Raw genomic sequence first — 24,059 nt, forward strand, 5'->3', positions numbered from 1 at the left:
GTTATAGTTTGACCATACCTCAATTCGCGGGTGTAGTTTAGTGGTAAAACCTCAGCCTTCCAAGCTGATGATGCGAGTTCGATTCTCGCCACCCGCTTTTCCAGTTGTCGATTGCCACATTATTTGTCGTCGTTGTCAAATTAATGTCGCTTTGAGCCGGAAATTTATTTTCAGGCACTAATCTGCCCGATCGCCACTTCCAATCCAAATTTTTAAATTAATGGCATTTTGGCGCACCTACTACCATCTCATCTGGGTACCGGAATCTCGTCAACCTCTAATTAGCCAAGAAAGAGAGTCTGAACTTTACAGTTATATTATCGGCAAAGCTGATGCCATTACGCGATAGCTTCACTTCACACACACCATTTTTGAAGTTGGATTATACGTGGTGCTTTTGGTGTGTTGGCTTGCTTCACCCAGAACTCAAGGCTCGTACCAGATTTGGTATTGCCTAAATTTACTGCTAAAGGCAATAAGGAGATCGCCTATTCTAACTAGAAATGAAATTTATTTTTTTTGAACAGCTAAATACTGAAATCTTACTTTTTCTTTTGGCTTTAGCCCATCCTCACCTGTAAGAAGGTTATTTCTAATCATTTCCGGCAAGTTATCAGCTTGCTTAGAACGAAACTCAATAACGCCTTCTTGCCTTCTTCGCACCAGCGTCGCTAAACCTTGGCATGTAATACGATTCTCTATTGAATCCATTAATATATTAACTTGAGGATAGTTTATCAAGTCTGCTATTGCTAATATGCTGCCAGAAGGCATTTCCTCAATAAGGTAAATAATATTATTGATTATCTCAGTTTTGTTTGTTGTAAACTCATTCATGCAGTTTTGCATTACAAATAAATGCGTCTTGTTAATTACATCAGTTATTGGCTCCATGCAATTGGAATCAATAAGATCAAGGTTTTTATTTTCACTATTTAGTTGAAATTTGCGAGGAGGTTTCCAACCTTTAGGAACTATATTTTTAGTAATATTGCGGCTAAATTCCCAATCATTAGCAGCAATATCAAAAGTATTGGCTATCGCATTTTGAACACCTGAAAATTTGTCCCTCATGTAAGCTAACCAGCCTAAAATTTCTGGTGCTGGTCCTGCTCCAAAAAAGCAAGCTTGCACTTCTGTTGAGTTAAAAGGTAGTACAACCTTTCTGGCAGCCAAATCTTTAAGCAGACTATAAACAATTTGGTAGTAGTGAGGATAATATGCTATGAGATAAGCTGCTTGGGGGTTGTGGTCTAGATAACTCGCTGTTACTTGCTGTCCAGCGGTGGTGTAGCTAGACCGCAGATTTCTAACATATGGTTGCAATTGCCTCAGATAATTCAATTTTTCATTTTCATCAGTAATGCCCTTTGAGCGATAGAGTTCCTCTAGAATTAAATCGTACATATTGTTGGCGAGCTAGTGGATTACTCTGAAAGTAAGATTTATTCTAGGCTCGACCCGCTTCGATGTTTTAGGTATTTGATGTTGCCAAAATTGTTGTGTTGTTCCCTGCATAACAAGAAGGCTGCCATGTGTCAGTTCTACTTCAACTTGCTCCTTTGCGACTTTATGCCTGAACATAAAACGCCTAGTACCTCCAAAGCTAACAGACCCAATTACAGGTTCTTCGCCAAGTTCAGGTTCATCATCACTATGCCAAGCTACACTATCATTCCCGTTGCGGTATAAGTTGAGGAGAACGCTGTTGAAACTTATGCCTGCTAAGCTTTCTATCCGTGACTTTATTAAAAACAAGGTGGGTGTCCACGGTTCAGGAGACATTGGTATCTTCGAGTAAGTGTATGACTTGCCACTATCTCCATGCCAAGCTGTGAGCCTTGGTATATTCAACTCTTTGCCATACAATTTTATTTTTTCTTGCCTCCAATGAATTTCTTTGTATAATTGCGAGTAAAGTTTATCGCTTTCATTTTTATCAAAAAAATTGCAATATAAAGTTACTTCTGCATCAGGCATACACAATAACTCAGGGGATGTTATCCTGTCGGTTTTAGGCTCATCCCACAAACTGAGCTGGTTGTAATTAGAAATCCTCATACTTCCTTAACCTGCAAAAAATATTTTATACTTTGCTATTTATCTTGCCATCATAACAGTAACAGTATTTTGTTTTCACCCTTCTTTATCGTTGAATAGGCTCCACTAGGGAAAAGCCGCACAGCCTACGCTTCGGTGCCAACAACGTAGCGGCTACACTATCAGCGACTTCGGTTGTGGTGAGGCAAAGCTGGCTGAGGCGGTTTCAGATCGCCATACAGTTTACATGCGACATGGCTCATGTTCCCCTTGACGATCAAAGGCTTGATGTAGCGATTTTCTGCCTGTCACTGATGGGAGCGAACTTCACCGATTACCTGCGGGAGGCGAACCGCACTCTGAAACTGGATGGTCAGCTTCATATTATCGAAGCAACTTCAAGATTTAGCGATCGCCCTCAATTCCAAACTGACCTAGAGGCTTTAGGATTCATTGTTGTCAGCGTTCAGGATGCATGGAAATTTACCCATATCCACGCCTTGAAGACTGAACGTAGACCGCAAACCACAGGAGAACTCCAGTTCTAGGGCATTTATTGCCGTTACACGCTCCAACGAGCCAGCGTTTCAGCATCGCCAGCCTAAAAAAACAAGGCAGACTCCTGCCTGCCCTACATAAAATCAAGAACAACCCCTGCGGAGTTGCCCTGATGATGAGACCCTGCATCCGCACTCAGCAGATACTAGGGCGCTCACTCTTGAGCAAATACTGGCTCCTTAGTCTTTGCCTGTAATGCCTTCCAGCGCCTTCTGAACTTTTTGTTCAACTGATTGGACGCCTTGCGAGTTTTCGTTGGTACTCATCTTGTCAGCATCAGCGGCTCCTTGAATTTCATTCAGACCCTGGCTGGCTTCCTTCTGAGTCTCTTTAAGCGAATAGGGGTCTTTCAGAACCGCCTTTTGTGATTTCTCTTCAATCTTCGTCAGATTGGCTTCTCCGTCTCCGGGGCGACTGTTGGTGCCGCTATATCCTGCGGGGGTTTTTGTGCTGCTGTAGGCTGGAGTTGCATAGCTGAACAATAGTAAAGCGCAAAAACAAGCAGCGATCGCCATACGCACTGGACGTACCCAAGCAGACAGGTTGAAACGGATCGATTTCATAGAGTCCCTCTCTCCTAATTTGTCGAAATTAGCACTATTAAGATTTGTTGATCGGATCAGACGAAACAACTGCCTGAACGACCTCTCTTATTTGCTCAAATTTTGGAGCTTCTGACATCTGTACCTAGGTATACTTGCAATAAATCTTTAGAAAAGGCAATAGAAGTCAATAATTTGGCTTAACTCGGCGATAAAAACTGAATTTTGGGTAATAGTGGGTCTTCAACCATCCCAATTCCCTTAAACCCCCAGCGTTGCAGCAACCCTTTTACTTGGTTTCCAGAGATAGACTCGACAGCAAAGCGATCGCTAACATCTGGAGCATGGGCGTTGAGATAGCTTAGCGCATCAAAATGTTCGCCAAACATCAACAAATAGCCAGAGCTACTGGTTGAAGAACTTGTATCGGGTTGAGCTAAAAGATATTGACCATCAGCTCTCGAACGAATTAGGTAATAGACTTGGGAAAACATAGAAAATGCAAAGATAATAGGCTAATCCGTAATTGAGAATTGGACGGGAAGAAACCATTAGCCATTTCCTCATTTAAGATTTTCCAACTTAATTCTCGGATCGGCTACTTTTAGCAACAAATCAGCGATAAGATTGCCGACAATCAGCATCACCGCTCCCATAATTAAACTTGCCATGACTAAGTAAATGTCTTGGATAGTAACTGCCTGTAAAATCAACCGTCCTAATCCCGGCCAATTGAAGAAAAATTCGGCAATAAATGCCCCACTTAACAAACTGGCAAACTCAAATCCTAAGAGCGTTATTAGGGGATTAATCGCATTGCGGAGGGCATGAACATAAATCACCCGGTCTTCGGGGAGTCCCTTGGCACGAGCTGTCTGGATATAGTCTTGGCGGAGAACATCGAGTAATTCTCCCCGGGTAATTCGCTGCAAACCTGCAAAACTGGTGACACTCAGCGCTAGGGTGGGTAAAATCATGTGCCAACCGATATCCAAAATTTTGCCGAACCAGGATAAATCAGCGTGATTGATGCTGGTTCTGCCACCAACTGGAAATAGGGGTGAAGTGTACTGGGCGAAAATTAGCAACACTAGCGCCGTGATGAAGCTGGGAAACCCTTGTCCGGCGTAGCTCAGCACTTGCAGGAGGCGATCGCTAGCGCGATTTTGGTTAACCGCACCGACGATCCCCAGTGGAATCGCGATCGCCCACGTCAGAATCACCGATGCGATCGCGAGTTCCAATGTCGCTTGGATACGCTCCCACAACAGCGATGACACCGAACGCTGATAGACAAAACTCGTACCAAAATTGCCATAGCGCAAAATCTGCCACAGCCACCGTCGGTACTGTTCAATCGCTGGTTTATCCAAACCAAACTGTTGCCTGAGTTCCTCAATTCGTTCCGGGGAAATTTTGGGATTCTGCCTCAAAGTATCTAAATAATCTCCCGGAGCCATCTGACTAATTGCAAAACTCAGCGTCGAGGCTAGAAACAAAGTCAAAATTGCCTGTAATAGCCGTTTTGCCACGTAGAGGAAAGTTTCACTTGTAACCAGCCTTTTGAGCCAATTTAAACTAGCTGTTAACCCATTCTGACCTGAAGAATTTCTAGTAGAAGTCATGAAATATAGAATCCCATATCGCCAAAATTTTTGTAACTTGCTAATCGCTAATTGTTTAATAGCTTGTTTTCCATTAGCAATTAGCAATTAGCCATGAGCAGTTGCTCCCTAATACTCAACCAGCGTCACAATTGGCACATCAGGAAGTCGTTGACGCCCACCTAAATCTCTTAGCTCGATGATAAATCCAAATCCTACTAAGGTGCAGCCAATTTTCTGTACCAGCTCAGCCGTTGCCGTTGCCGTTCCACCCGTCGCGATCAGATCGTCCACAATCAAAACACGGCTTCCGGGATGTAGAGCATCTTGATGCATCTCTAGGCGATCCATCCCGTACTCTAATTCATACTCAACCGTGTGAACAGCACCTGGTAACTTTCCAGGCTTCCGGACGGGGATAAACCCAACTCCCAGTTTGTATGCCAGAGGTGCCCCAATAATAAAACCCCGCGACTCCATCCCAACGACGTACTCTGGAGACAACTGGGCGCACTTTTCGGTTAAGGTTTCAATGGTGTAGCGCAGTCCTTCCGGATCTCGCAGTAGCGTCGTTATATCCCGAAACAGAATTCCTGGTTTAGGAAAGTCTGCAATGTCGCGTATCAGAGACTTGAGATCCATAGCAGCTCGTAAAAAGAGGGTTGTAGGTAAACTCGGTATCCGTTGCATCACAGAGGCAGGATCTCCCCCGGATGTGCAAGGATATACCTGGAAAATCGTACACTAGAAGGCTGCACGGTTTTGGAGCATTCCTAACACTCAAGAGCCAGCGGGCAGCTATTGAGGCGTGTGAGTAGTCGTATCTATATGATTCAAGTACAACCACCTCCAAAATCATCCACTTGCCCGAAGCTTCAATCCCGATCGCGACACCCTGATTTTAGTAAAATCCAGCTGGGCATATAAATAATCGGATAGCAGATGGACACAAATGTAACCGTCAAAAGTCATTGATTTCCATATGCAATTCGTTGTAGCCCGTGCGAGCCATCAACCAGTTCAACTGTCCTGCTATTTGGAATGAATCTTTCTGTGAGCGTAATGCCATTAAACAGTCCTCCACGAGAGTCAATGCCGCTGATTTTAGACAATCTCCCTGACCCACCGATTTCGTCGTCAAGTGGGTGTCCGCGTCGAACTCGGCTACAAATTGACCTGATGCTACTAGCAATAGAAGCCCTGGAATTGGGAGGGTCTGAAGCAATGCTGACAGTGGCGAAGGATTTGGAACTCCAGGGAATTATCAAAAATCGGGTACACCTTTGGCGAATCCGAAGCAGCAACCCGCTACGACGATCTTATACACGCCGTTTGCTAACCCTGGATGAAGCCAAAGCGATGGTGATCCTAGTCTGCCATCTAGCACGGCGGTTAACCGTGTTGATCCGGCAGCTGCTACTGGCTTATCAACAACTGCGTGACAAGCAGGTGCCATTAGAACATCATTTTCGCTTGTCTGAGTATTTAGAAAGGTTCCGCGCTCACTTCCGGAGCCGAATGAATCCACGACGCGCTGGTGTCGCCGCCTATAACTCTGATGAGAAGTTAAACAATCTGGCTATTGAGCTGTTAAGCGAGCTGCTATTTTGTACGGGAACGTCTGGAATGCAAAGATTTTGGAGCAGCCTTTTTGATGGAGAAGTGTAACTTTCATAGAAAAGGAGTAATCGGTAATCAAGAATAAGAGTGATGAGCATTGATGTTGCGTTTTGAGACGAGAAGAAAGTTCTTAACTTAAAAACTCAATCCTCAAAACTTAAAACTTTCCCCAAATTACCAGTTACCAATTCCCAATTACCTATTAGTTTTTTCCCGAATTACCAGTTACCAATTACCAATCACCAACTGAAAATGACTATTCGCCGTCCGTACAGTCTGCCTAACTGCACGCTGATCCTAGAAGGGTTAAGCGATGCTACAGCTGCTGGTCAGGTGGACACCCGACCCTTAATGTCTATCCTGGTTAATGCTGAGTGCCATTTTGCGGGTAAGGAGAAGCCATTAACGGGAGGACGTGACTTTTTTGAAAGCCTGGTGACAGCAGCCAGCAACTATGCTCAAGAATTCTTGAGTGGGGTGCCTCACTCCCATAGTCTGAAAGACAAGCCAAGCTTAGTGCAGTTTCAGAAAATAGATGCCCATCTGCATCGGTTAATTGTTCAGTCGCCAGGAAATAGTAGCGACTCGACTCATAGTGGGGCATCCAGTGGGACAGCCACAACCGTCCAAGCGAGGCAAGTTGATATCACGACGGTACAGCTGTTTGATTTGGTGGAGGCGGTGGATCAGTTCCTGGCTGATGGTCGCACCCTGCCAGACATCATGCTGTCAATCGCGCCGGTTCCGAAACGCTATGCGAAGGCTGAAGTGCCGGTGGCACAACGCGCCGCACCAGCAGCAGTTGGGGTCACGAGTTTGGCGTTGGCAGCGATCGCGTTTTCTAGGGTTCCCCCTCCCGAAGTCAAGAACCTCAAAGATCCCTTGCCCCAGCCCAACAGCTTAACGACCCCTGCTAGCCCTGTCTCGTCCGAGCAGCCGACAGCAAGCCCCACGTCATCTAGCGCTGAAGCTACCGACTTGGAAACCCTGGTGACAGCAGCACCAGAGCTGACCGATCCCACCCAGTTGTACTTCTTACAACGGAAACTGCAAAACAACATTTATCAGAAGTGGACGACCCGCCGCCAGTTTCGGCAAGACTTAGTTTATCGGGTGGGCGTAGGGAAAGACGGAGCTGTGGTGGGTTACAAGCCAGTTAACTCAGCCGCACGCGATCGCTTAGAAGAAACTCCGCTCCCAGAATTGCTCTATATCCCTGCCACTGGTAGCGACATCAGCAAAGAACCCCTGGCTCAGTTCCGGGTGGTATTTACTAGACGAGGCGTCCCGCAAGTTAGCCCCTGGTATGGGTATAAAGAAAAGCCCAGCCTCGGTCCAGAAATTACCGACTCAGCTCAGATAGAGAGTTTAGAAGCTCGGCTTTCCGAACAACTCAAGCAAAATTGGCAAGCCACTCCCAGTTTTCCACGGAGCTTACAATACCGTGTCGCCGTAAACAAAGACGGTGTCGTCGCCGATTACGAGCCACAGAATCAACCAGCTTTTGATTACGAGGATGAAACTCCCCTGCCTAAACTCTTCCAGCCGAGCAACTCGCCAGACGCTGTCCCACAGGAACCCCTCGCCCAATTCAGAGTGGTGTTCGCACCCAACGGCACCATCGAAGTTAGGTCGTTGCAGAGAAATTGAGAGCAGTCAATAGTCAGGAGCCAGTTGTGAGGAGTCAGTTGTGAGGAGTCAGTTGTTAGCCTTTCCTCTAAACACTAACAACTAACCCCTCACAATTTACTTAACGGGTTTAACAGGTTTCTTGACCTGAAAATAAGCCTCCAAAACTTTTAACACCATTGGGGCTGCTACCTTACCGCCGCCGCCTCCAGAATGTTCCGCAAACGCCACAACTACAATCTTTGGCTTGTCCGCAGGCGCATAGGCACCAAACCAGGCGTGAGACAGTCCTGGTGGAGCCTCTGCCGTACCACTCTTCCCGGCAACCGGGGGTAGCGTTGGCGCATTCACCGCTTTTCCAGTGCCGCTAGTCACAACGCTCCGGAGTCCTTGGCGCACCACCCTTAGCGTTTCTGGTTTCATATTCAAGGACTCTCGCCAGTTTTTGGACGCCTCATTATCTTTGAGCAGGTGGGGTTTAACTCGATAGCCACCATTTGCCGGAACCGCAAACATCACGGCAACTTGTAGCGGCGTCGTTTGCAAGAAACCCTGACCAATGGACATATTCACCGTGTCTCCGATAGTCCATTCCTGCTTCAATCGCTTCTCCTTCCAGGCTGCATCCGCAACCAACCCCGGCAATTCTTCTGAAGCTAACTCAATCCCCGTTTTTTGACCAAAGCCATACTTCCGAGTCCAGTCAATCAAGGTGGGACCACCTATTCCTTTACCAATCTGATAAAAGAAAGTATCGCTACTCATCGCTAGCGCCCCAACAAATCCCAAGGGGCCAAATCCAGCATGGTTCCATTCCCCAAACCGAATCCCACCGACGGTTAAGTAAGGATAGGTTGCTAATACCGTATTCGGAGAATATTTACCCGATTCAATCGCAGCGCTCGCGGTAACAATCTTGAAGGTACTCGCTGGTGGAAAGACTCTTAAAGCGCGGTTGACGAAGGGGTTGCCCTTACTTTGTACTTTCTTCCAAGTTTCTGGGGTGATCCGCTTAGAGAAAACGTTGGGATCGAAGCCTGGGCGGCTGACCATTGCCAAAATTGCCCCATTGTTGGGGTCCATTGCCACGATTGCGCCCTTGCGATCGCCCAATGCCCGCTCCGCAGCCTTCTGCAAATCCAGATCCAGCGTTAACTGCACATCCTTCCCAGCCTTCGCCTTTTTCTGACCAAGAATCCGCAGCACTTGACCCGCACCATCTACCTCAACTTGTTGACCGCCCCATTCTCCCCGTAGCGGTTTTTCAAAAGCTGCCTCCACACCCATCTGACCAATCACATCACCCAAGCGGTAGCCTTGATCTTTCATCTTGGCTAGCTCTTCATCGTTCATTTCCCCCGTATACCCTAAGACGTGAGCGCCCACCTCAGCGTTGGGGTAGTTTCGTACCCCTTCAATATCCACCTCTACGCCCTCTAGTTGGCTCCTGTACTCTTCAAGTGCCGTAATTTGGGCAGGATTGATGTCACGAGCAATTCGTAACAGCGAGGTCGAGGTATAACCGGCTTTTTCTAGTTGCTTTTGAATTTCTTTCTCAGGAACATTTAACAGTTCCGAAAGGCGGCTGAGGGTAGCAGGCCAATCCTTCTGCTTGCGGGCGATGGGCCACAAAAAAACCGAGTGAGACAGCCGACTGCTCGCCAAAACTCTTCCCTTGCGGTCGAAAATGGTGCCTCGGGCTGGCTGTTTGGGAATCAAACGAATCCGATTGTTTTCTGCCAGCTGTCGGTTACGTTCCCCCTGAACCACTTGTAAAAAAACTAAACGAGCGCCAATCCCACCCGCCAAGAGTAAGGTAACGAGCAACATGATAATTACAGATTGGAGACGTCGGCCCACAGTTCGGGGGGTGGATTGACGCCCAATTGAGGAAGACCGAGCGATTAAGGTCATAGCAGGAGGCTGAATAAATTGGCTCTAAACAGGGAAACAAAAGGTATTTTGAGTGGGCGGCAATTCACAGAGGGATTGCTCCTACATAGTGTACCGTCACACTTCAATAAGATGAACTGGAGGTGTCCTGAAAATGGGTGCCGTGGAAATAGCATCCAGCACAGAGCGGGAATCACTTGTACTTTGTTATGTACTTTTTCAGGTTCAACGAATCAAAGAATGGCAAATTTTTAAGCGAATCGCAATCGGACTGAGTCCGACAGCTAAAATAAACCAAAGTTAGCAATCAACGCTCAACCAAGCATCACCGGCTCAGCCTTCACAAAACAGACGCGACGGCGTGTGTTGAGCAATTCAAACCTCTGTGGGGCATCGCCACTGGGAATCATCAACTATGTCTCAAACTTCTTTAGCAGAACAACGCTCTCCGGAGACTACAAATGAACTGGATGTGGAACTCCGCAAGGTTTTTAAGGTATTCAATGGAGAAACAGCAGTCCGGGGGGTTGATCTGGAGATCCACCGAGGAGAATTTTTCAGTATTTTAGGCCCCTCTGGCTGTGGCAAGACCACAACTTTGCGCTTAATGGCTGGGTTTGAAACTCCCTCGGCAGGAGAGGTGCTGATTCAGGGGCAGACGATGAACCATGTGCCGCCCCACCGGCGTCCGGTGAACACCGTCTTTCAGAGCTATGCTTTGTTTAGCCATTTGAGCGTTTGGGAAAATATTGCTTTCGGATTGCGGATTAAAAAGCGACCCAGGACCGAAATTGCCGAACGAGTGCAAGAAGCGCTGAAGCTGGTCAAAATGGAAACCTATGCTAACCGCTTTCCTTCCCAGCTTTCTGGGGGACAACAGCAACGAGTGGCTTTAGCACGGGCGCTAGTGAATCGTCCAGCGGTGGTTTTGCTGGATGAACCTTTGGGGGCATTGGATTTGAAGCTGCGTAAACAAATGCAGGTGGAATTATCCAATTTACATCAAGACCTCGGTTTGACGTTTGTGATGGTGACGCACGACCAGGAGGAAGCGCTAAGTCTCTCCGACCGGATTGCAGTCATGCGCGGGGGCAAGATTGAGCAAATTGGTTCGCCTACTGAAATCTACGAGCATCCCAAAACGCCATTTGTGGCGGATTTCATTGGGGATACCAATCTGTTTGAGGGGCGGATTGAAGCTTCTGACTACTCAACGCTCAAAGTTGTCACCAAAAGCGGTTTGCCAGTTGTGGTGCAGCCGTTGGAGCCTTGGGATGAGATTGGTGTCCAGGAGGTTGTGGTATGCGTGCGTCCAGAGAAGATTCAACTGAGTCTCTATCCGCCAGCGATGCCAATCAACTGCTTTGAAGGTCGTCTGAAGCACGTGATGTACATGGGAACTCATGTTCATTATGTGGTGGAGTTACTTTCAGGCGATCGCTTAACGGTTCGGCAGATGAATACTGTGGGAATTGAGCCTGCCTTGCATACCCCTATCTATGCTCACTGGGCAGCTACCGATTGTCTGGCAATGAATACTTAGAGCCAATGCAGCGATCGCTACCCGTACGTCTCCCGACATTCCCAGCAGCGACCGGGCTGAATGCAGTTTCTACAAGCGTTAGAATCTCATGGTCAGACCAGTGCGAGCGCTTGCTTTCGGGGAACCCGGTCAACCCATTGGTCGTTGGCTAGAGACGCCGGAAGCGATCGCTTCCGGCTACCACCAAACATTAAAAAGTATTCATTCCCATCGATGACTGCCAGCCCTTTGCTGCACTGATTTTGCGCTCCTTTCCCCCAGAACTTGACAAATTGACTCAGCGACCGATTCAATCACTCCGGGGCTATCTCCTCAAAGTCAGGATGACGACTGGAAATTTGAGAAACCCCTACAAATCTAATGTTTGCCTATCAAAATACTGACGCCCGAACTAGGTGAACCGCTCCCTATAGAGCAATCTGTAAGATACTGTTAAAGAGAAATTAAAAATTAAAAATTAAAACTAAAAAATCACCTTGATAGTTTTTAATTTCCTCTTCTAAATTTTGACGATTGACGTGCAACTTTGCTGAATCCCGTGCCTCCAACTGCTCAACGGACGAACCCACAACACTCAACACGACGTAGGTTTTTACAAACGTCAGCTGCTGCTACCCTCGGACTGGCAATGTCTGGTTGCGGCTGGACGCTTGCCCAAGTGCGCTCGGCACCCGCCAACTCTGATGCATCCAACAACAAGTTATTGTATCTCTACACTTGGGCTGGCTATACCGATGAGGATTTGTTAAAACGCTTTACCAAAGAGACTGGAATCAAGGTCATTGCTGATGTCTATGATTCCAACGAAGCGATGCTAGCCAGGATTCAAGCGTTGGGAGGCGGGGACTACAGCATTATTTACCCATCTGACTATACGGTGAGGAAGATGGTGGAACTGGGCTTGCTCAGTGAAATCGATCGCTCCCGCGTCGTAGGTTTGGATCGGTTGTTTCCCCGCTTCCAGAATCCCGTCTATGACCCAGAAAACCGCTACAGCATACCCCTGAGCTGGGGAACAACGGGTCTCATTTACAACACCCAGAAGCTGAAGCAACCACCAGCAGATTGGAATTATCTCTGGGACAATCAGCAGGCACTTTCTCGAAGGATGACCTTGCTGAATGATGTTCGGGAAGTAATGGGTGCGGTGTTGAAAATGCTGGGGTACTCTTACAACTCAAAAGACCCGCAGCAGATTAAACAGGCGTATGAAAAGTTAATGGCGCTCAAACCGGCCCTTGCTTCTTTCACCTCTGATGCCTGGAGAACTCAAATTTTAACAGGGGATTTGCTGCTGGCAATGGGATTTTCATCCGATGCCAATGAAATTATTCCAGAAAACAAAAACTTACAATATCTAATTCCTCGGAGTGGTTCTTCGGTGTGGACTGACACACTGGTTGTTCCGATAACAGCTCCCAATCCAGAAGGAGCTTATGCCTGGATCAACTTTATGCTTCAACCTGATGTCGCCGCTCAGATTTGCGAACGTTTAAGTTTCGCGACACCCAATCAAGCTGGCTACAATCAGCTACCTGATGAAATCCGTAACAATCAAATTTTATTTCCCGCAGAGGCGGTACTTGCCCAATGCGAAGGCGTTGCGCCGCTTGGAAAAGTTGCCGAAGTTTATGAATCTTATTGGACTCGATTGACGAGCAGCTAACATTAAATAATCTTGAGTTTTGAATGATGAATCGAAGCAACAATTGATACTTCATATCAATCATCTTTCATTAATAACTCAAAACTCAAAACTCAAAACTCAAAACTTTTTTCTGTCGTGTCTACCCCAACGTCTCCTCCCTCTATCCCCAATCCCACTCCCTCTGATGGAATCGAATCGCCAGTGCTAATGGGCAGCAGACGCCCCGGCTTGAAGTGGTTGGAACCAATGGCGCTGCTGGGTCCGGCTGGTATCTGGTTGGGTTTGTTGCTAGTGCTGCCAACGCTGGTGATTTTTCAGCTGAGTCTAGTACCAGGAATCCGACCTGGGGATGTGGTGAATCCCAGCGGTTTGGATAATTATACGCTGGTGTTTCAACCAGTTTACTTGCAGGTAATCGGGCGATCGCTATTTTTTGCAATTGGCACTACAATCGTTTGCCTTTTACTAGGATTCCCAGTTGCTTACTGGATTGGTCAAATGGCACCAAAACAGTGGCGAAATCTGCTGCTACTAGGCTTTGTCTTGCCTTTATGGACATCATCGCTGCTGCGTTCTTACGCCTGGATTACAATCTTGCGTCCTACGGGTGTCCTGAACACGATGTTAACGACTTTAGGACTTCCGGCTTTGGAGTTGCTGAACCAGAGTTCAGCCGTATTTATTGGGATGGGGTACAGCTATTTGCCTTACATGGTGTTAATTCTTTACGCTTCTGTAGAAAAACTGGATCGGCGGTTGCTAGAGGCATCTGCGGATTTGGGGGCAAATCCGATTGACACTTTTTGGAAAGTGACTGTCCCGCAAACGCTACCAGGAATTGCTGCGGGTTCTTTGCTCGTATTTATTAGCACATTAGGGGATTTTGTCGATCCGGAATTGCTGGGCGGTGCCTCCAGTATGACGATATCTCGCTTGATTTATAACCAGTTTTTAGGCGCAACTCAGAATTGGGGATTTGGCTCGTCTTTGAGTATGGTATTAATTTTTGCCGTCAGTATAGCGATCGCGCTTTTAATTAAATACGGCGATAGCACACCGCAAAAATAAGACCTGTGTAGAAAGTGCGTTGGCAATAGCGTAACGCACCATTATTTTCAGAGAATTTCTAAGTGTTTGTTAGGTGCAGCGATCACAGTTTTCGAGTTGTAGTCACTGCCTCGGCGTGGACTCTTTCCTAGCCTTTCACTCTCTTCCCCTCTTCCTTGGCGCTCTATAGCGCTAACGCGCATGGCTTCGCTAGTGCGTCTTCGCGGTTCGTAGAAATCGATTTACCTGAACGCACGGATTCCCATTCTATAAGCATAACCCTAATCCACGAAATTGCAGTATAAAATACTACAAAAATTCAAAATTTACGGAGACGATACACTTTACTGGATGCGATCGCACTCTTCCAAAGATTCAATCGCATCCAGTAAAGTGAAGAAAGTTGGCATAGAGCGTGTAGCGAAGTGGCTGCTCTGTTCAGCATCGCAAATCCGACAAATGGTGAAATTGAATGACAGGCACCGTCAGCCATCAGCAGGAGGAAATCCCTTTAGAGATTATGTTGAAGTCCCAGGATAAACCTCGTATTTCTTGGCAGGTTATTTTCACACTGCTGATGTTCTTTTATATGTACCTGCCCATTCTGGTACTGACGTTTTATAGTTTTAACGAGTCTACCTATAGCGCTGGCTGGGAAGGATTCACCCTCAAATGGTATCTGAGGCTGTTTCAGGATACCCGTATCCTGACGGCGCTGCAAAATAGCTTAACCGTGGCGTTGTGTGCGGTAGCGATCGCTGCCGTCTTAGGCACCATAATGGCAGTTGGTTTAGCCCGTTATACCTTTCCGGGGAAAACCTTGTATCGCGGCGTTTCTTACCTGCCGCTGATTATTCCCGATATTGCGATCGCTGTTGCCACTCTGGTATTTTTAGCCGTTATTGGTATGCCGTTGAGCTTGTGGACAATTGTGGCAGCTCATGTCGTCTTTTGTCTTGCCTACGTCGCCTTGGTGGTTTCTTCTCGAATTAGCGGTTTAAACCCCCATTTAGAAGAAGCTGCCCTCGATTTAGGAGCGACGCCAGTACAAGCTTTTATCCAGGTGTTGCTTCCAGAATTAATGCCAGCAATTATTTCCGGTTGCCTGTTAGCTTTTGTCCTCAGCATGGACGACTTTCTCATTGCTAGCTTCACTGCCGGTACGGGTGCCACAACATTACCCCTAGAAATCTTTAGCCGCATCCGCACTGGCGTCAAACCAGATATCAACGCTCTCAGCGTGATGCTGATGATTGTGTCAGGTTTTGTCGCTTTTGTTGCTGAATTGCTCCGCTACCGCAGCGAACAAAAACGCTTTAAATAGCTTTGAATTTGTAGAGATGTCACTGCATCTTATTTCGGGATTTTAAAATTTAACAATGAACAAAAAATTGTCATAAGTTAAGCTATTTGTTGGTAAAATTATTCAATGAACTTAAATTTAATTCTTCCTATATGGGAAGTTAATTTGCTTTAAAAAAATGCACAGATTTTCATTATTTAATTAATACTAATAATACCAGCTCAAGGGAAAACAGTAAATTATAAATGGCTCCTATTGAGCCGCTGTCAAAATTGAAAAAGGAGGCTGATTACCAGCCTCCTTTTCAGGAGAAATAGATAGGGGCGCATAGCAAGAGTGCCCGTATCCGTTGAGGGTTAAACAAGTTTGAGATTGGGATACTCAGCCAGCAAATCATCAGAGGTAAGCGTGTCGCCTTCTGCCTGAGGTGCCCAGAGAATTTCTACTGCAAGTAGGCGATCGCTCCCGATGCCACCAATCTGACGCAAGGCTTGACGCAAATCGTCAGTGCTGTTGATTTTCGGCAGTTGCAGATTGCCTTCGGCACCCACCAAAATCGTCACAATAATGTATTCACTAGGGCCTTCTGCCATCATCTGATTTGCCAGCTTGCCAGCTTCCTCAGATCCCGCCGGTAAAGATGCTTTGGGCGTTGCTGCCTTGAGCTGATTATTGACGTTCGAGAGAGTCTCTTCGGTGACTTTGCTGCGTTCACCCAGAGCTAGCTGATTAAACTTGGCTTCTGCGGCTTGTAACGCTGTTTGCTGAGATTCTGCTGCCCCATACACCCAGTATTCCGGGTGACGTAGCAAAGCTAGGGTACTTTCTTGAAGCACTTGGGCACGACCGATGGCGGAACTCATATCAGATGTACGCGCCAACTCGTCTAATTCTCCTTGCAAGCTGCGAGCTTCTGCCAAAAGACCCACTTGCACCTCTGCCACAGAAACTTTGGGATTGCCGTAGCCCAGCGAATCGGCTTCACCTGCGTCGCCAACACCAACGCGGCGGAAGCTGGAAACCAAGAAGTTAGCGATTCCCAGGAAAATCAAAATTGTAAACAGACCGCCAAATCCGCCCCCGATGCCAAAGAAGGGAAATAGCAACGGGAACCCAAATCCACCCCCAAATCCACCCCCAGGATAAGGAGCCGGATAATATCCGCCGGATGGTGGCGCGTAGGTGCGGCTAGGAGGCGAATAGCTGCGGCTGGGCGCTCTAAAGGAACCCCCTCCAATCCGACCGCCTGAGCGAGCTGCTAAAGCTCCGTCAGCATGACCTAGCGTCAGGGTAAGGATCAGACCAAAGACGAACAAAGATTTCAAAAGGGGTTTAATTGCTGAAAGCAGTTTATTACGCATACATACTGTGCCTATTCAATCTGATTAAAACTGTAGCGGCTGGCAGCAACTCCTAGCATCTTCCTAACTATCGAGCGATCCGAGCTACATCTTTAATGTATCGCCTCCACCCGACTGGCGCGGGATCAATGCGGGGCGGATTTCCTCACGGGGAATCCGTACTCGAAAGGATGACGGATGAGGGATAACGCGAATCGCTGTGCGTTACCCAGGAACTGGACTAGAAACCACAGATGAAAAGTACAGTATGGGGAGTAAATCTTGTGGCTGTTTTCCGAGAAACAACCGGGAATTTATCTTCAGCCATTCCTTGTTCAATCTTCATCTCTGAGGTTCCAATTAGCCGCCGCCGACGATGGTGACGATTTCAATCGCGTCCCCCTCTTTGATCTCCGTTTGCGACCAAAACTGTCGATGGAGAATCTCACCGTTGTACTCAACCGCCACTAGGCGAGGATTTAACCCCAGATGCTCTAACAACTGGGGCAATTTAGTGTCGGGCGGGCAGGTGCGGGGTTCCCCATTCACTTGCAGCGTGATTTGACCAGACGGACTAAACATAAGATTGGGGAACGCGAACATCAACAGAGCGGAGAGTTTGCAGACGACTCAGCTGGGAGAGGAAATACTGAGTCATTAACATCGGCTGATCTGCCTGCATGATGGCGCGAACCGCTGCCACTCGTTCGGCTCCCGCCTCCAGCACATCATTTAAGTTATTCGCATCAATGCCCCCAATGGCAAACCAGGGAATCGAGGCATTTTCGGCCGCATAGCGGACATAGTCTAGCCCAGCAGCAGCTTTATCTACTTTGGTTGGAGTTTCATAAACGGGGCCAACTCCGATATAGTCAGCACCCTCCTGGATAGCTCGCTGCATTTCTTCCGGGTTCGTGGTGGAGCGACCAACCAGGCGTTGTGGCCCTAGCAACTGTCGGGCGAGGGCGATGGAGATATCTTGTTGTCCCAGATGCACGCCATCGGCATTCACTGCCAAAGCCAGATCCACCCGGTCGTTCATGATAAACAGGGCACCGTATTGATGGCATAGCTGGCGGAGTTTGGAAGCGTGGGCGACTCGCACAGAATCGTCGGCAATTTTTTCGCGATACTGTACCAGAGTCAGTCCCCCTTGCAGGGCGGCTTCAACGATGGAAAATAGCTGTTCTGAGGCAGAAGTAACGAGGTATAGATGCGATCGCAACAGCACCTGATGTCGTCGGTAAGCCAGCAAATTGCTCTCCAGCGTATACACCCGATAGCGTAATTGCTTTGCCGCCGAGCCGAGGTCGGGGTCATAAAGCTTGCTATATTCTTCCAGCACCCGCAGGGCTTCTTCCACACGAGCAAAATTGACTTGCAACAGCTGCTGAATACTAGAGCGCTGTTGTTCTTGAGGATGGGTCAACTCCGTGCCCGCATCCCCTGGGGTATCCCGTGCAGCCCGAAGCTCCATGCCATGCCATTTGGCTAGCTCCTGTCGCATTTGCTTGCATTCATTGACTAATTGGGAGCTATTCACGCCAAAGCGACACCATTCTTCGATAATCCGCAAGCCCTCTCTGGCTCGGTCTAAATTGGCGTCTAGAATGCGGCAAACCGCTGGCTGTGCTTGTATGAGCAAGTCCCCAACTGGCTCTCGAACGCTGTGTTTCTCGCCCATCGCAACCACTCCATTATTTTTCATCGTAGCAGTCTAGTTTCCTAATTTCTGAAATCTGTGAAGTGACAGGGTAGCACGTACCAACCAAATTTTCTCAATTGCCCCATATATTTTATCCAACTGAATAAAAAATAGTATGCGGGGATTAACAAGGTTGAGCAAAATGAACAATGCTGATATCGTGCGGATTGTGAACTAAGTCATGTGAACTAAGTCAGTAACATTTCGTCTATGGGTTAGGAGCAAGTAGCGTCCTTATCCCAATTCTTTAGCCTACGGGTTTCTAATTTTTTGTACCTACCTATTTAAGAACGTTTAACAGCAGTATTATCATTCAAAGAATGCCCCCACAGAATTTTCTTTTGGAATGCCCATCGAATTCCTCGCTTTGAAGAGGATGCTCAGGTTGATGAGCTGTTAGCGGTTGGGGTCTTTTTAGAAATGTAAGAAATGTAAACAAACGGGTAGCCTCTATCCCAAAATAGGGGTGCATAGACTAAAACTAGGTGCTTTCTTCCATCAGCCTTTACCGATATTGCAGTGCCAACTTGAGAGGAGTAGAGCCGTGAGTTTGAAATGCCCCCACAATCGTCAATTGAATGCCCTAGTCAGAAAATGCCGCCCGTCTATTCGTACCAGTAGCATTTTCCTAGGATTAGTGACTGCGATCGCAATCCCCTGGCTGGACGTTACCGCAATCCAGGCACAGCCGACAGTGGCTCAGGTTCCCCCGGATGGGCAGACGCAGATGTCACAAATGAATCGGTTGTATGTCAACCCCGCTGCGGGAAATGACAGTAATGGCACTGGAGGCGAGCAGGAACCGTTCCAAACGATTACTCATGCCTTGCAGGTCGCTCAGCCGAACACCGCCATCGTACTGGTACCCGGCACCTACAGCACTGAAACGGGTGAAACCTTTCCTTTAAGACTCAAAGCCGGTGTAACGATTCAGGGCGATCGCGGCACCAAAGGGGAGAATATTGTCATCCTTGGCGGCGGTCAGTTCCTCAGTCGTTTCTTTGGCGGTCAAAATATAGCGATCGCTGGGGCAAATCAGGCGGGGTTGATGGGCGTCACGGTGACGAATCCGAATCCACGAGGTTACGGTCTTTGGATTGAATCCACCAGTCTGATGGTGGCGGATAACACCTTTACGGGAAGTAAGCATGATGGAGTTGCCGTCACTGGCAACAGTGCCCCCAGCATTCGCAACAACTACTTCTATGAAAACGGGGGCAATGGGATTACGATTTACGGGACTTCCCGACCGGAAGTGCGGGAAAATGTCTTTGAAAATACGGGATTTGGCATTAGTATCGGTCATAATGCTGCCCCGCAGCTAATTGCCAATCGCATCAGTGGCAACAAAGATGGGGTCGTCGTCGAAACCAAGGCAACACCCGTTCTCCGGAATAATATTATTGAAAACAACACTCGCTATGGGTTAGTGGCAGTTTCTCAAGCTCGTCCTGATTTAGGAACGGCTGGCGAACCGGGAGGCAATATTTTTCGTGCTAATGGTCTATTGGACATTAACACCAAGGCTTCAAGCCAGGAGATTCCTGCCTATGGGAATGAGATCACTGCCAAAACGGCAGGACGCATTGACCTAACGGGCATGGCAATCCCGCCCACCCCGCTTGTAGAGGCTCCCATTGCCAGCGGTCTTCTGAAACCGCTTCCCTCCCCTTCTCTGCCGCCACAGGAAGCCCTGGCACCGATTCAGCCACTAGCGAGGAATGGTGGAAGTTCTCAATCTTTGCCACGCCTCTCCAACCGCCCGAACTCAGAGATTTTAACTCCAGTACAATCGGCACCCACCGACAGCACTGGGATTAAAATTTCCGTTCAGCCGCCTGCCCCAACCTCCCAGGCAGCAAGAACGTCAGCTTATGGATTACCGACCTTGTCGCCACCAGTGCTGCCACCAGTGGTAGCGCCGGTGATGCCGCCAGTGGTGCCGCCCCAGCAGCCCAGAGCGACAGCGTCTCCCTTGCCGATATCGCCTGTGCCCCAGACTGCACCCCTAGAAATTCCCGCGCCGCCTCCGGTTGCTCGGTCGCCGTTGCCGACTTCCCGGTCGCCCAGAGCGACGACATTACCAGCGCTACCGTCGTCAGCTTCTACATTACCGGCGCTACCGTCATCCGCCCCGTCTCAACCGTCGCCTGCCCCCCAGACTCTGGACTTCGGGGTAGCACCACAGGAGCCTCTCCAAGCTTCGGCTTCCTCCGATTTGCTGCCAGTGCCGAGTCCTGATGTTCCTTTGGGGAATATCGGCAACAGTCGGGCTGCTAGCGGGAGAGTGCCCCGCCGAGCGGGCGGTAGTCAACAGGCTCTAGGTTTGCGTTATCGGGTTGTGGTGGAGGCTCAAAATTCGCGTCAAGAGGCTTTAGTGCGATCGCTTGCACCCGATGCCTTCCGCACGCGCTCCAACGGTCGGACGGTGATGCAGGCGGGAGCTTTTAGCACCCGCGATCGCGCTTTGGAAATGCAGCAAATGCTCAACACGAAAGGTTTAGCAGCCACGATTGAGTCAAGGAATTAATATTGTTTGTCAGGGGTTGATGGTTAATTGTCCGTTGTCATTGACCCCGGATGATTACCCACGACCCAATGTTCTAGAGTTGGTTATTTTGACCCGTAATCATTCTTAGCTCATACCGCTATGCCAAGAGATGAGTCGCTCTCTCGAAGCTTGATGCTAATTTGTTTTGGAACAGCGGTGGTGTTGTTCTCAGTTTCTAGGCGGACAAGTTTTTCAAGGGTGACGACCGTCAGCTTGGATTCCCCGATTCGGAGTCAGCGCCAAGTCGGCAAGTTGGCAAGTTGGCAGCTTGGAGACTTGTGGAGTAAAAATCGCTCTTCAAATAGCCGCTCAACCGATCGGGAATATTCAGTGCTAGAAACCGCTCAGGCGGCATCCGCTTGGCAATCGCATCTCGTTGTCGATTTGAGCGATCGCTTAGTTTATGTCTACCGTGACGATCGGCTGCAAGCCAGTTACCCCGTAGCGGTGGGGCAGTTAGGTTGGGAAACGCCCACGGGTTCGTTCCAAGTTTTGCAAATGAACCAAAATCCGGCGTGGCGTCAACCGATTACGGGTGAAGTTATCCCATCTGGGGCGAATGATAATCCCTTAGGCGATCGCTGGATTGGTTTTTGGTCGGATGGGCGTCATCAAATTGGGTTTCACGGCACCAACGAAGAACACCTGATCGGGCAAGCAGTCTCCCACGGCTGCTTGCGAATGCGAAATCAAGATATTCGGATGCTTTATCAGCAGGTCGCGAAAGGGACACTCGTACTGGTTCGCAGGTAGGAGGGAAAAGTTTTGAGTTTTGAGTTCTGAATTAATCACTCAAAACTCAAAATTCATCATTTATAACTCTTCCATTATTCGTTGCTATGGTTACTGGATTGAGGTTCAAAGCTAGGTGCGTAGGTTTGGAGTAAGGAACTCACCTGCTTGAACACGTCACTGTCGTTCGCTTTGCTGAGCGCTTGCCGTTCTGGGAAAAATTCGGGACGATCCAGATTCCGGGCGATCGCTTCGCTCACTTGCTGGGTAATCAGCTCTTGAAGTTCATCCTTTGCCCGCATTCGCTGATAGCTAGCACCTTCCTCCGTCGTGGCATACAGCGGAGGCAAGCGATTGAGCGCGTAGGCGGCAATATCGCCGACATCTAGAACGCGATCGCTGGTTGCCTCAATTTCTGCGACTCTAGCGATCGCTTCCGTCAGCACCAACTCTTCCATGACATTGATGAACTGTTTTCGAGGAACTGCAACCACTTCCCCAGTTAACAGTGCGCCCATCAGACGGTCTAGAGCCATGTATTCTTCAATCGAAAGCTCAGAAGCCGTGTCACAGATGCGCCCTACCTCTGCTTCCATCGCTGGCGTCAGATAACCATCCTGCAGGGCTTGTTCAACAATTTTTTCAATACTCATCTAAAAATCCTGCTGGATACCCCATCCAAACTGTTTTGGTTGGCTAGGAAAGCGAGGCAGGGATTACCGCTTCCCTAAAAGTGCGTGCCCGTTTTCGAGTGTTGATACGCCCTCAACGAAGCCGAAACCTGCGTTGATGTCTTTTCGCCCATGCCCACTCATCTATCCTGGCATAACCAGCGCCTCAAATACGCAAAACTACGCAGGCTTAACATCAGTCGGTTAGCGAACTAACAATATTGCTTTGACAGTGGGAATTTTCGGGATTTTTCCCAAAGGCTATTCAACATTTACGCTTCTCAGATGACTCTCTACAATCCCCGTCCGCAAAGCTTTCGCTTCGGAAAAGCCTACACTAGCTCCCGGTGGGATAGTCGAAGACATTGAAAAATGCTTCGCAATCTCGTTTCGGAGAGGCAACCCTGCCACAATCTTTCCTCAATACAACACCAAATACATTAAAACCTAAAAAAATTCATCAAAACTTCAAAAAACCTCATTCAACTCCTTGAGTTCTCCAAGGTACTGGGTCAACGGCAAGACTATTGACATACAATCCCCAATGTAAGTGAGGACCCGTTGAAGCTCCTGTTGAACCAATTGCCCCAATCACCTGTCCCGCTTTTACAAAATCCCCTTCCTTGACATCAATCCGGCTCAAGTGCATAAAAATACTGGTGACGCCTTGACCGTGATCTACCCCAATTACATTTCCGTGAACTCGGAAACCCTGAGCAACCCGTCCCACCAGCGCCACTCTTCCCGATGCTGGTGCTGTTACCGGCGAACCATACCCACCCGCGTAGTCAACCCCGCGATGGTAGTAGTCATTGGCAAACTTGCCATTGTAGTAACGGCGAACCCCGTAAATACTGGTGATGCTACCTCGGTTCGGCTTGAGAAAAGGACCATTCCAGAACTTTTGCGGCGTCACCAAATTTTTAAAAGCTGCCACGCGGTTGAGTTCAAGTTGGGTTGCTGATTGTCCGGCTTTTCCGGGGGGTAGGGTAATCCGTTGCACCGGGAAATTGCGCGATCGCAATGGCAACGACAGGTTTTTGACTTCCCCATCACCAGCAACCCGAATTTGTAGCGTTCCCGGCTTGTCTAAAGGCGTTGTCGGTAGCAAGACTCGAAAGCGATTTTGACCGAGGGAAAACGCCCGGTAAGTCTTCTGTTTGAAAGAAACCGTGGGACTCTGCGAACCAGAGGAATCCGTCTGAATCACGACCGAGAGCGTATCCCCAAGCTGGGGATTGTTGGGTGCCACCTGTACCTGCAAAGCTTTGACAGGCAAAGCAGTAGAAACTAAAAAAGCAAAAGGCAACAGAAAGAATTCTTTGTTTTTACGGTTCGCTTTGGACTTTTGACTGGACAAGAGTGTAGAAACCAGCCGTCGGTCATGGCGAGATTGAAGCAGAGTCTTAAGCGACATCACAGGCAATTTTCTCCGAGCCAGTAATTGACAAAGCGTCTATGACCTTGTCTATGACCTTGATTACTAGCGGATAGACTATCACCTTGCCTGGACTGTTTCCACCGCCTTCCCTCAATTGATCCCAGTTGCCCAATAGAAACCTGAGGCAATGGCGTTAGCACAGTCCATAAAACTCTGTATTCTAAGTTTATATACCTTTATACTTGTTCTCAT

23 protein-coding genes and 1 tRNA gene are annotated in these 24,059 nt (G+C 48.2%); 11 read left to right on the top strand and 13 right to left on the bottom strand.

The annotated features are described in order from the left end of the window. The first annotated feature begins 26 nt into the window (after positions 1–26). Positions 27–97 (top strand) — tRNA-Gly (locus NC994_RS09090). A gap of 123 nt (positions 98–220) precedes the next feature. Continuing rightward, positions 221–349, top strand: coding sequence for a transposase (locus NC994_RS09095; protein ID WP_190430126.1), 129 nt, complete (start codon positions 221–223; stop codon positions 347–349). Between the two features lie 161 nt (positions 350–510). On the opposite strand, the gene NC994_RS09100 is transcribed toward NC994_RS09095, so the two are convergent. Both NC994_RS09100 and NC994_RS09105 read right to left on the bottom strand, forming a co-directional pair. Further along, positions 511–1,407 (bottom strand): hypothetical protein, encoded by an 897-nt coding sequence (locus NC994_RS09100; protein ID WP_190430125.1) that lies wholly within the window; start codon positions 1,405–1,407, stop codon positions 511–513. A gap of 12 nt (positions 1,408–1,419) precedes the next feature. Next, positions 1,420–1,980 (bottom strand): alpha-ketoglutarate-dependent dioxygenase AlkB, encoded by a 561-nt coding sequence (locus tag NC994_RS09105; protein ID WP_242029133.1) that lies wholly within the window; start codon positions 1,978–1,980, stop codon positions 1,420–1,422. A 260-nt stretch (positions 1,981–2,240) separates the two neighbouring features. On the opposite strand from NC994_RS09105, the gene NC994_RS09110 reads away from it, so the two are divergent. Continuing rightward, positions 2,241–2,588, top strand: coding sequence for a hypothetical protein (locus NC994_RS09110; protein ID WP_347276928.1), 348 nt, complete (start codon positions 2,241–2,243; stop codon positions 2,586–2,588). Positions 2,589–2,777: 189 nt separating this feature from the next. Here NC994_RS09110 and NC994_RS09115 read toward each other — a convergent pair whose 3' ends face one another. From NC994_RS09115 to NC994_RS09130, 4 genes are all read right to left on the bottom strand, one after another. Then, on the bottom strand, positions 2,778–3,161 hold the full coding sequence (locus tag NC994_RS09115) for a low temperature-induced protein (RefSeq protein ID WP_190414957.1): 384 nt from the start codon (positions 3,159–3,161) through the stop codon (positions 2,778–2,780). 179 nt (positions 3,162–3,340) lie between these two features. Then, positions 3,341–3,634: a hypothetical protein gene (locus NC994_RS09120; protein ID WP_190431952.1), complete on the bottom strand. Its 294-nt coding sequence runs from the start codon at positions 3,632–3,634 to the stop codon at positions 3,341–3,343. 69 nt (positions 3,635–3,703) lie between these two features. Further along, positions 3,704–4,765, bottom strand: a complete 1,062-nt coding sequence (locus tag NC994_RS09125) for an ABC transporter permease (protein WP_190414959.1) — start codon at positions 4,763–4,765, stop codon at positions 3,704–3,706. A gap of 108 nt (positions 4,766–4,873) precedes the next feature. Continuing rightward, positions 4,874–5,386, bottom strand: coding sequence for an adenine phosphoribosyltransferase (locus tag NC994_RS09130; RefSeq protein ID WP_190426067.1), 513 nt, complete (start codon positions 5,384–5,386; stop codon positions 4,874–4,876). Between the two features lie 399 nt (positions 5,387–5,785). Here NC994_RS09130 and NC994_RS09135 point away from each other — a divergent pair, with 399 nt between their 5' ends. Both NC994_RS09135 and NC994_RS09140 read left to right on the top strand, forming a co-directional pair. Next, positions 5,786–6,412, top strand: coding sequence for a DUF3038 domain-containing protein (locus NC994_RS09135; protein WP_190414961.1), 627 nt, complete (start codon positions 5,786–5,788; stop codon positions 6,410–6,412). Between the two features lie 204 nt (positions 6,413–6,616). Then, positions 6,617–8,014 (top strand): DUF4335 domain-containing protein, encoded by a 1,398-nt coding sequence (locus tag NC994_RS09140; protein WP_190431954.1) that lies wholly within the window; start codon positions 6,617–6,619, stop codon positions 8,012–8,014. Between the two features lie 96 nt (positions 8,015–8,110). Here the strand turns inward: NC994_RS09140 and mrdA are convergent, their stop codons facing one another. Beyond that, positions 8,111–9,907 (bottom strand): penicillin-binding protein 2, encoded by a 1,797-nt coding sequence (mrdA, locus tag NC994_RS09145; protein ID WP_190414963.1) that lies wholly within the window; start codon positions 9,905–9,907, stop codon positions 8,111–8,113. 394 nt (positions 9,908–10,301) lie between these two features. Between mrdA and NC994_RS09150 the strand changes: the two genes are divergently transcribed. Then, positions 10,302–11,429, top strand: a complete 1,128-nt coding sequence (locus NC994_RS09150; protein WP_190426068.1) for an ABC transporter ATP-binding protein — start codon at positions 10,302–10,304, stop codon at positions 11,427–11,429. 92 nt (positions 11,430–11,521) lie between these two features. On the opposite strand, the gene NC994_RS09155 is transcribed toward NC994_RS09150, so the two are convergent. Continuing rightward, entirely contained in the window at positions 11,522–11,722 is a 201-nt protein-coding gene (locus NC994_RS09155; protein WP_190431956.1) for a hypothetical protein, read from the bottom strand. Positions 11,723–12,057: 335 nt separating this feature from the next. Here NC994_RS09155 and NC994_RS09160 point away from each other — a divergent pair, with 335 nt between their 5' ends. The 3 genes from NC994_RS09160 (at position 12,058) to NC994_RS09170 (ending at position 15,448) form a co-directional block, all read left to right on the top strand. Beyond that, the gene (locus NC994_RS09160) at positions 12,058–13,095 is read left to right on the top strand and encodes a spermidine/putrescine ABC transporter substrate-binding protein (RefSeq protein WP_190415041.1); all 1,038 of its coding nucleotides are present in this window, start codon (positions 12,058–12,060) and stop codon (positions 13,093–13,095) included. Between the two features lie 189 nt (positions 13,096–13,284). Beyond that, complete coding sequence (locus NC994_RS09165; RefSeq protein WP_190432150.1) at positions 13,285–14,145, top strand: ABC transporter permease; 861 nt, start codon at positions 13,285–13,287, stop codon at positions 14,143–14,145. Positions 14,146–14,596: 451 nt separating this feature from the next. Next, positions 14,597–15,448: an ABC transporter permease gene (locus NC994_RS09170; RefSeq protein ID WP_190431958.1), complete on the top strand. Its 852-nt coding sequence runs from the start codon at positions 14,597–14,599 to the stop codon at positions 15,446–15,448. 335 nt (positions 15,449–15,783) lie between these two features. On the opposite strand, the gene NC994_RS09175 is transcribed toward NC994_RS09170, so the two are convergent. The 3 genes from NC994_RS09175 to NC994_RS09185 all read right to left on the bottom strand — a co-directional run bounded on the left by NC994_RS09175 (position 15,784) and on the right by NC994_RS09185 (position 18,451). Next, the gene (locus tag NC994_RS09175; protein WP_190414968.1) at positions 15,784–16,788 is read right to left on the bottom strand and encodes a DUF1517 domain-containing protein; all 1,005 of its coding nucleotides are present in this window, start codon (positions 16,786–16,788) and stop codon (positions 15,784–15,786) included. 339 nt (positions 16,789–17,127) lie between these two features. Further along, a complete protein-coding gene (gene thiS / locus NC994_RS09180) occupies positions 17,128–17,349 on the bottom strand; it encodes a sulfur carrier protein ThiS (protein WP_190414969.1) in 222 nt (73 codons plus the stop codon). Further along, positions 17,342–18,451, bottom strand: a complete 1,110-nt coding sequence (locus NC994_RS09185) for a thiamine phosphate synthase (protein WP_190432152.1) — start codon at positions 18,449–18,451, stop codon at positions 17,342–17,344. Before NC994_RS09185 ends, thiS begins: the two co-directional genes overlap by 8 nt. Before the next feature lie 565 nt (positions 18,452–19,016). Between NC994_RS09185 and NC994_RS09190 the strand changes: the two genes are divergently transcribed. Both NC994_RS09190 and NC994_RS09195 read left to right on the top strand, forming a co-directional pair. Continuing rightward, positions 19,017–21,002, top strand: coding sequence for a DUF1565 domain-containing protein (locus NC994_RS09190; protein WP_190431961.1), 1,986 nt, complete (start codon positions 19,017–19,019; stop codon positions 21,000–21,002). Positions 21,003–21,122: 120 nt separating this feature from the next. Next, on the top strand, positions 21,123–21,776 hold the full coding sequence (locus NC994_RS09195) for a L,D-transpeptidase family protein (protein ID WP_190414971.1): 654 nt from the start codon (positions 21,123–21,125) through the stop codon (positions 21,774–21,776). A 74-nt stretch (positions 21,777–21,850) separates the two neighbouring features. On the opposite strand, the gene NC994_RS09200 is transcribed toward NC994_RS09195, so the two are convergent. Together NC994_RS09200 and NC994_RS09205 are read right to left on the bottom strand one after the other, a co-directional pair. Beyond that, a complete protein-coding gene (locus NC994_RS09200) occupies positions 21,851–22,408 on the bottom strand; it encodes a late competence development ComFB family protein (protein ID WP_190414972.1) in 558 nt (185 codons plus the stop codon). Between the two features lie 496 nt (positions 22,409–22,904). Then, positions 22,905–23,843, bottom strand: a complete 939-nt coding sequence (locus tag NC994_RS09205) for a M23 family metallopeptidase (protein WP_190431964.1) — start codon at positions 23,841–23,843, stop codon at positions 22,905–22,907. Positions 23,844–24,059: the final 216 nt, after the last annotated feature.

Source organism: Trichocoleus sp. AS-A1 (genome assembly GCF_039962015.1).
Classification (GTDB): Bacteria; Cyanobacteriota; Cyanobacteriia; order Cyanobacteriales; family FACHB-T130; genus FACHB-T130.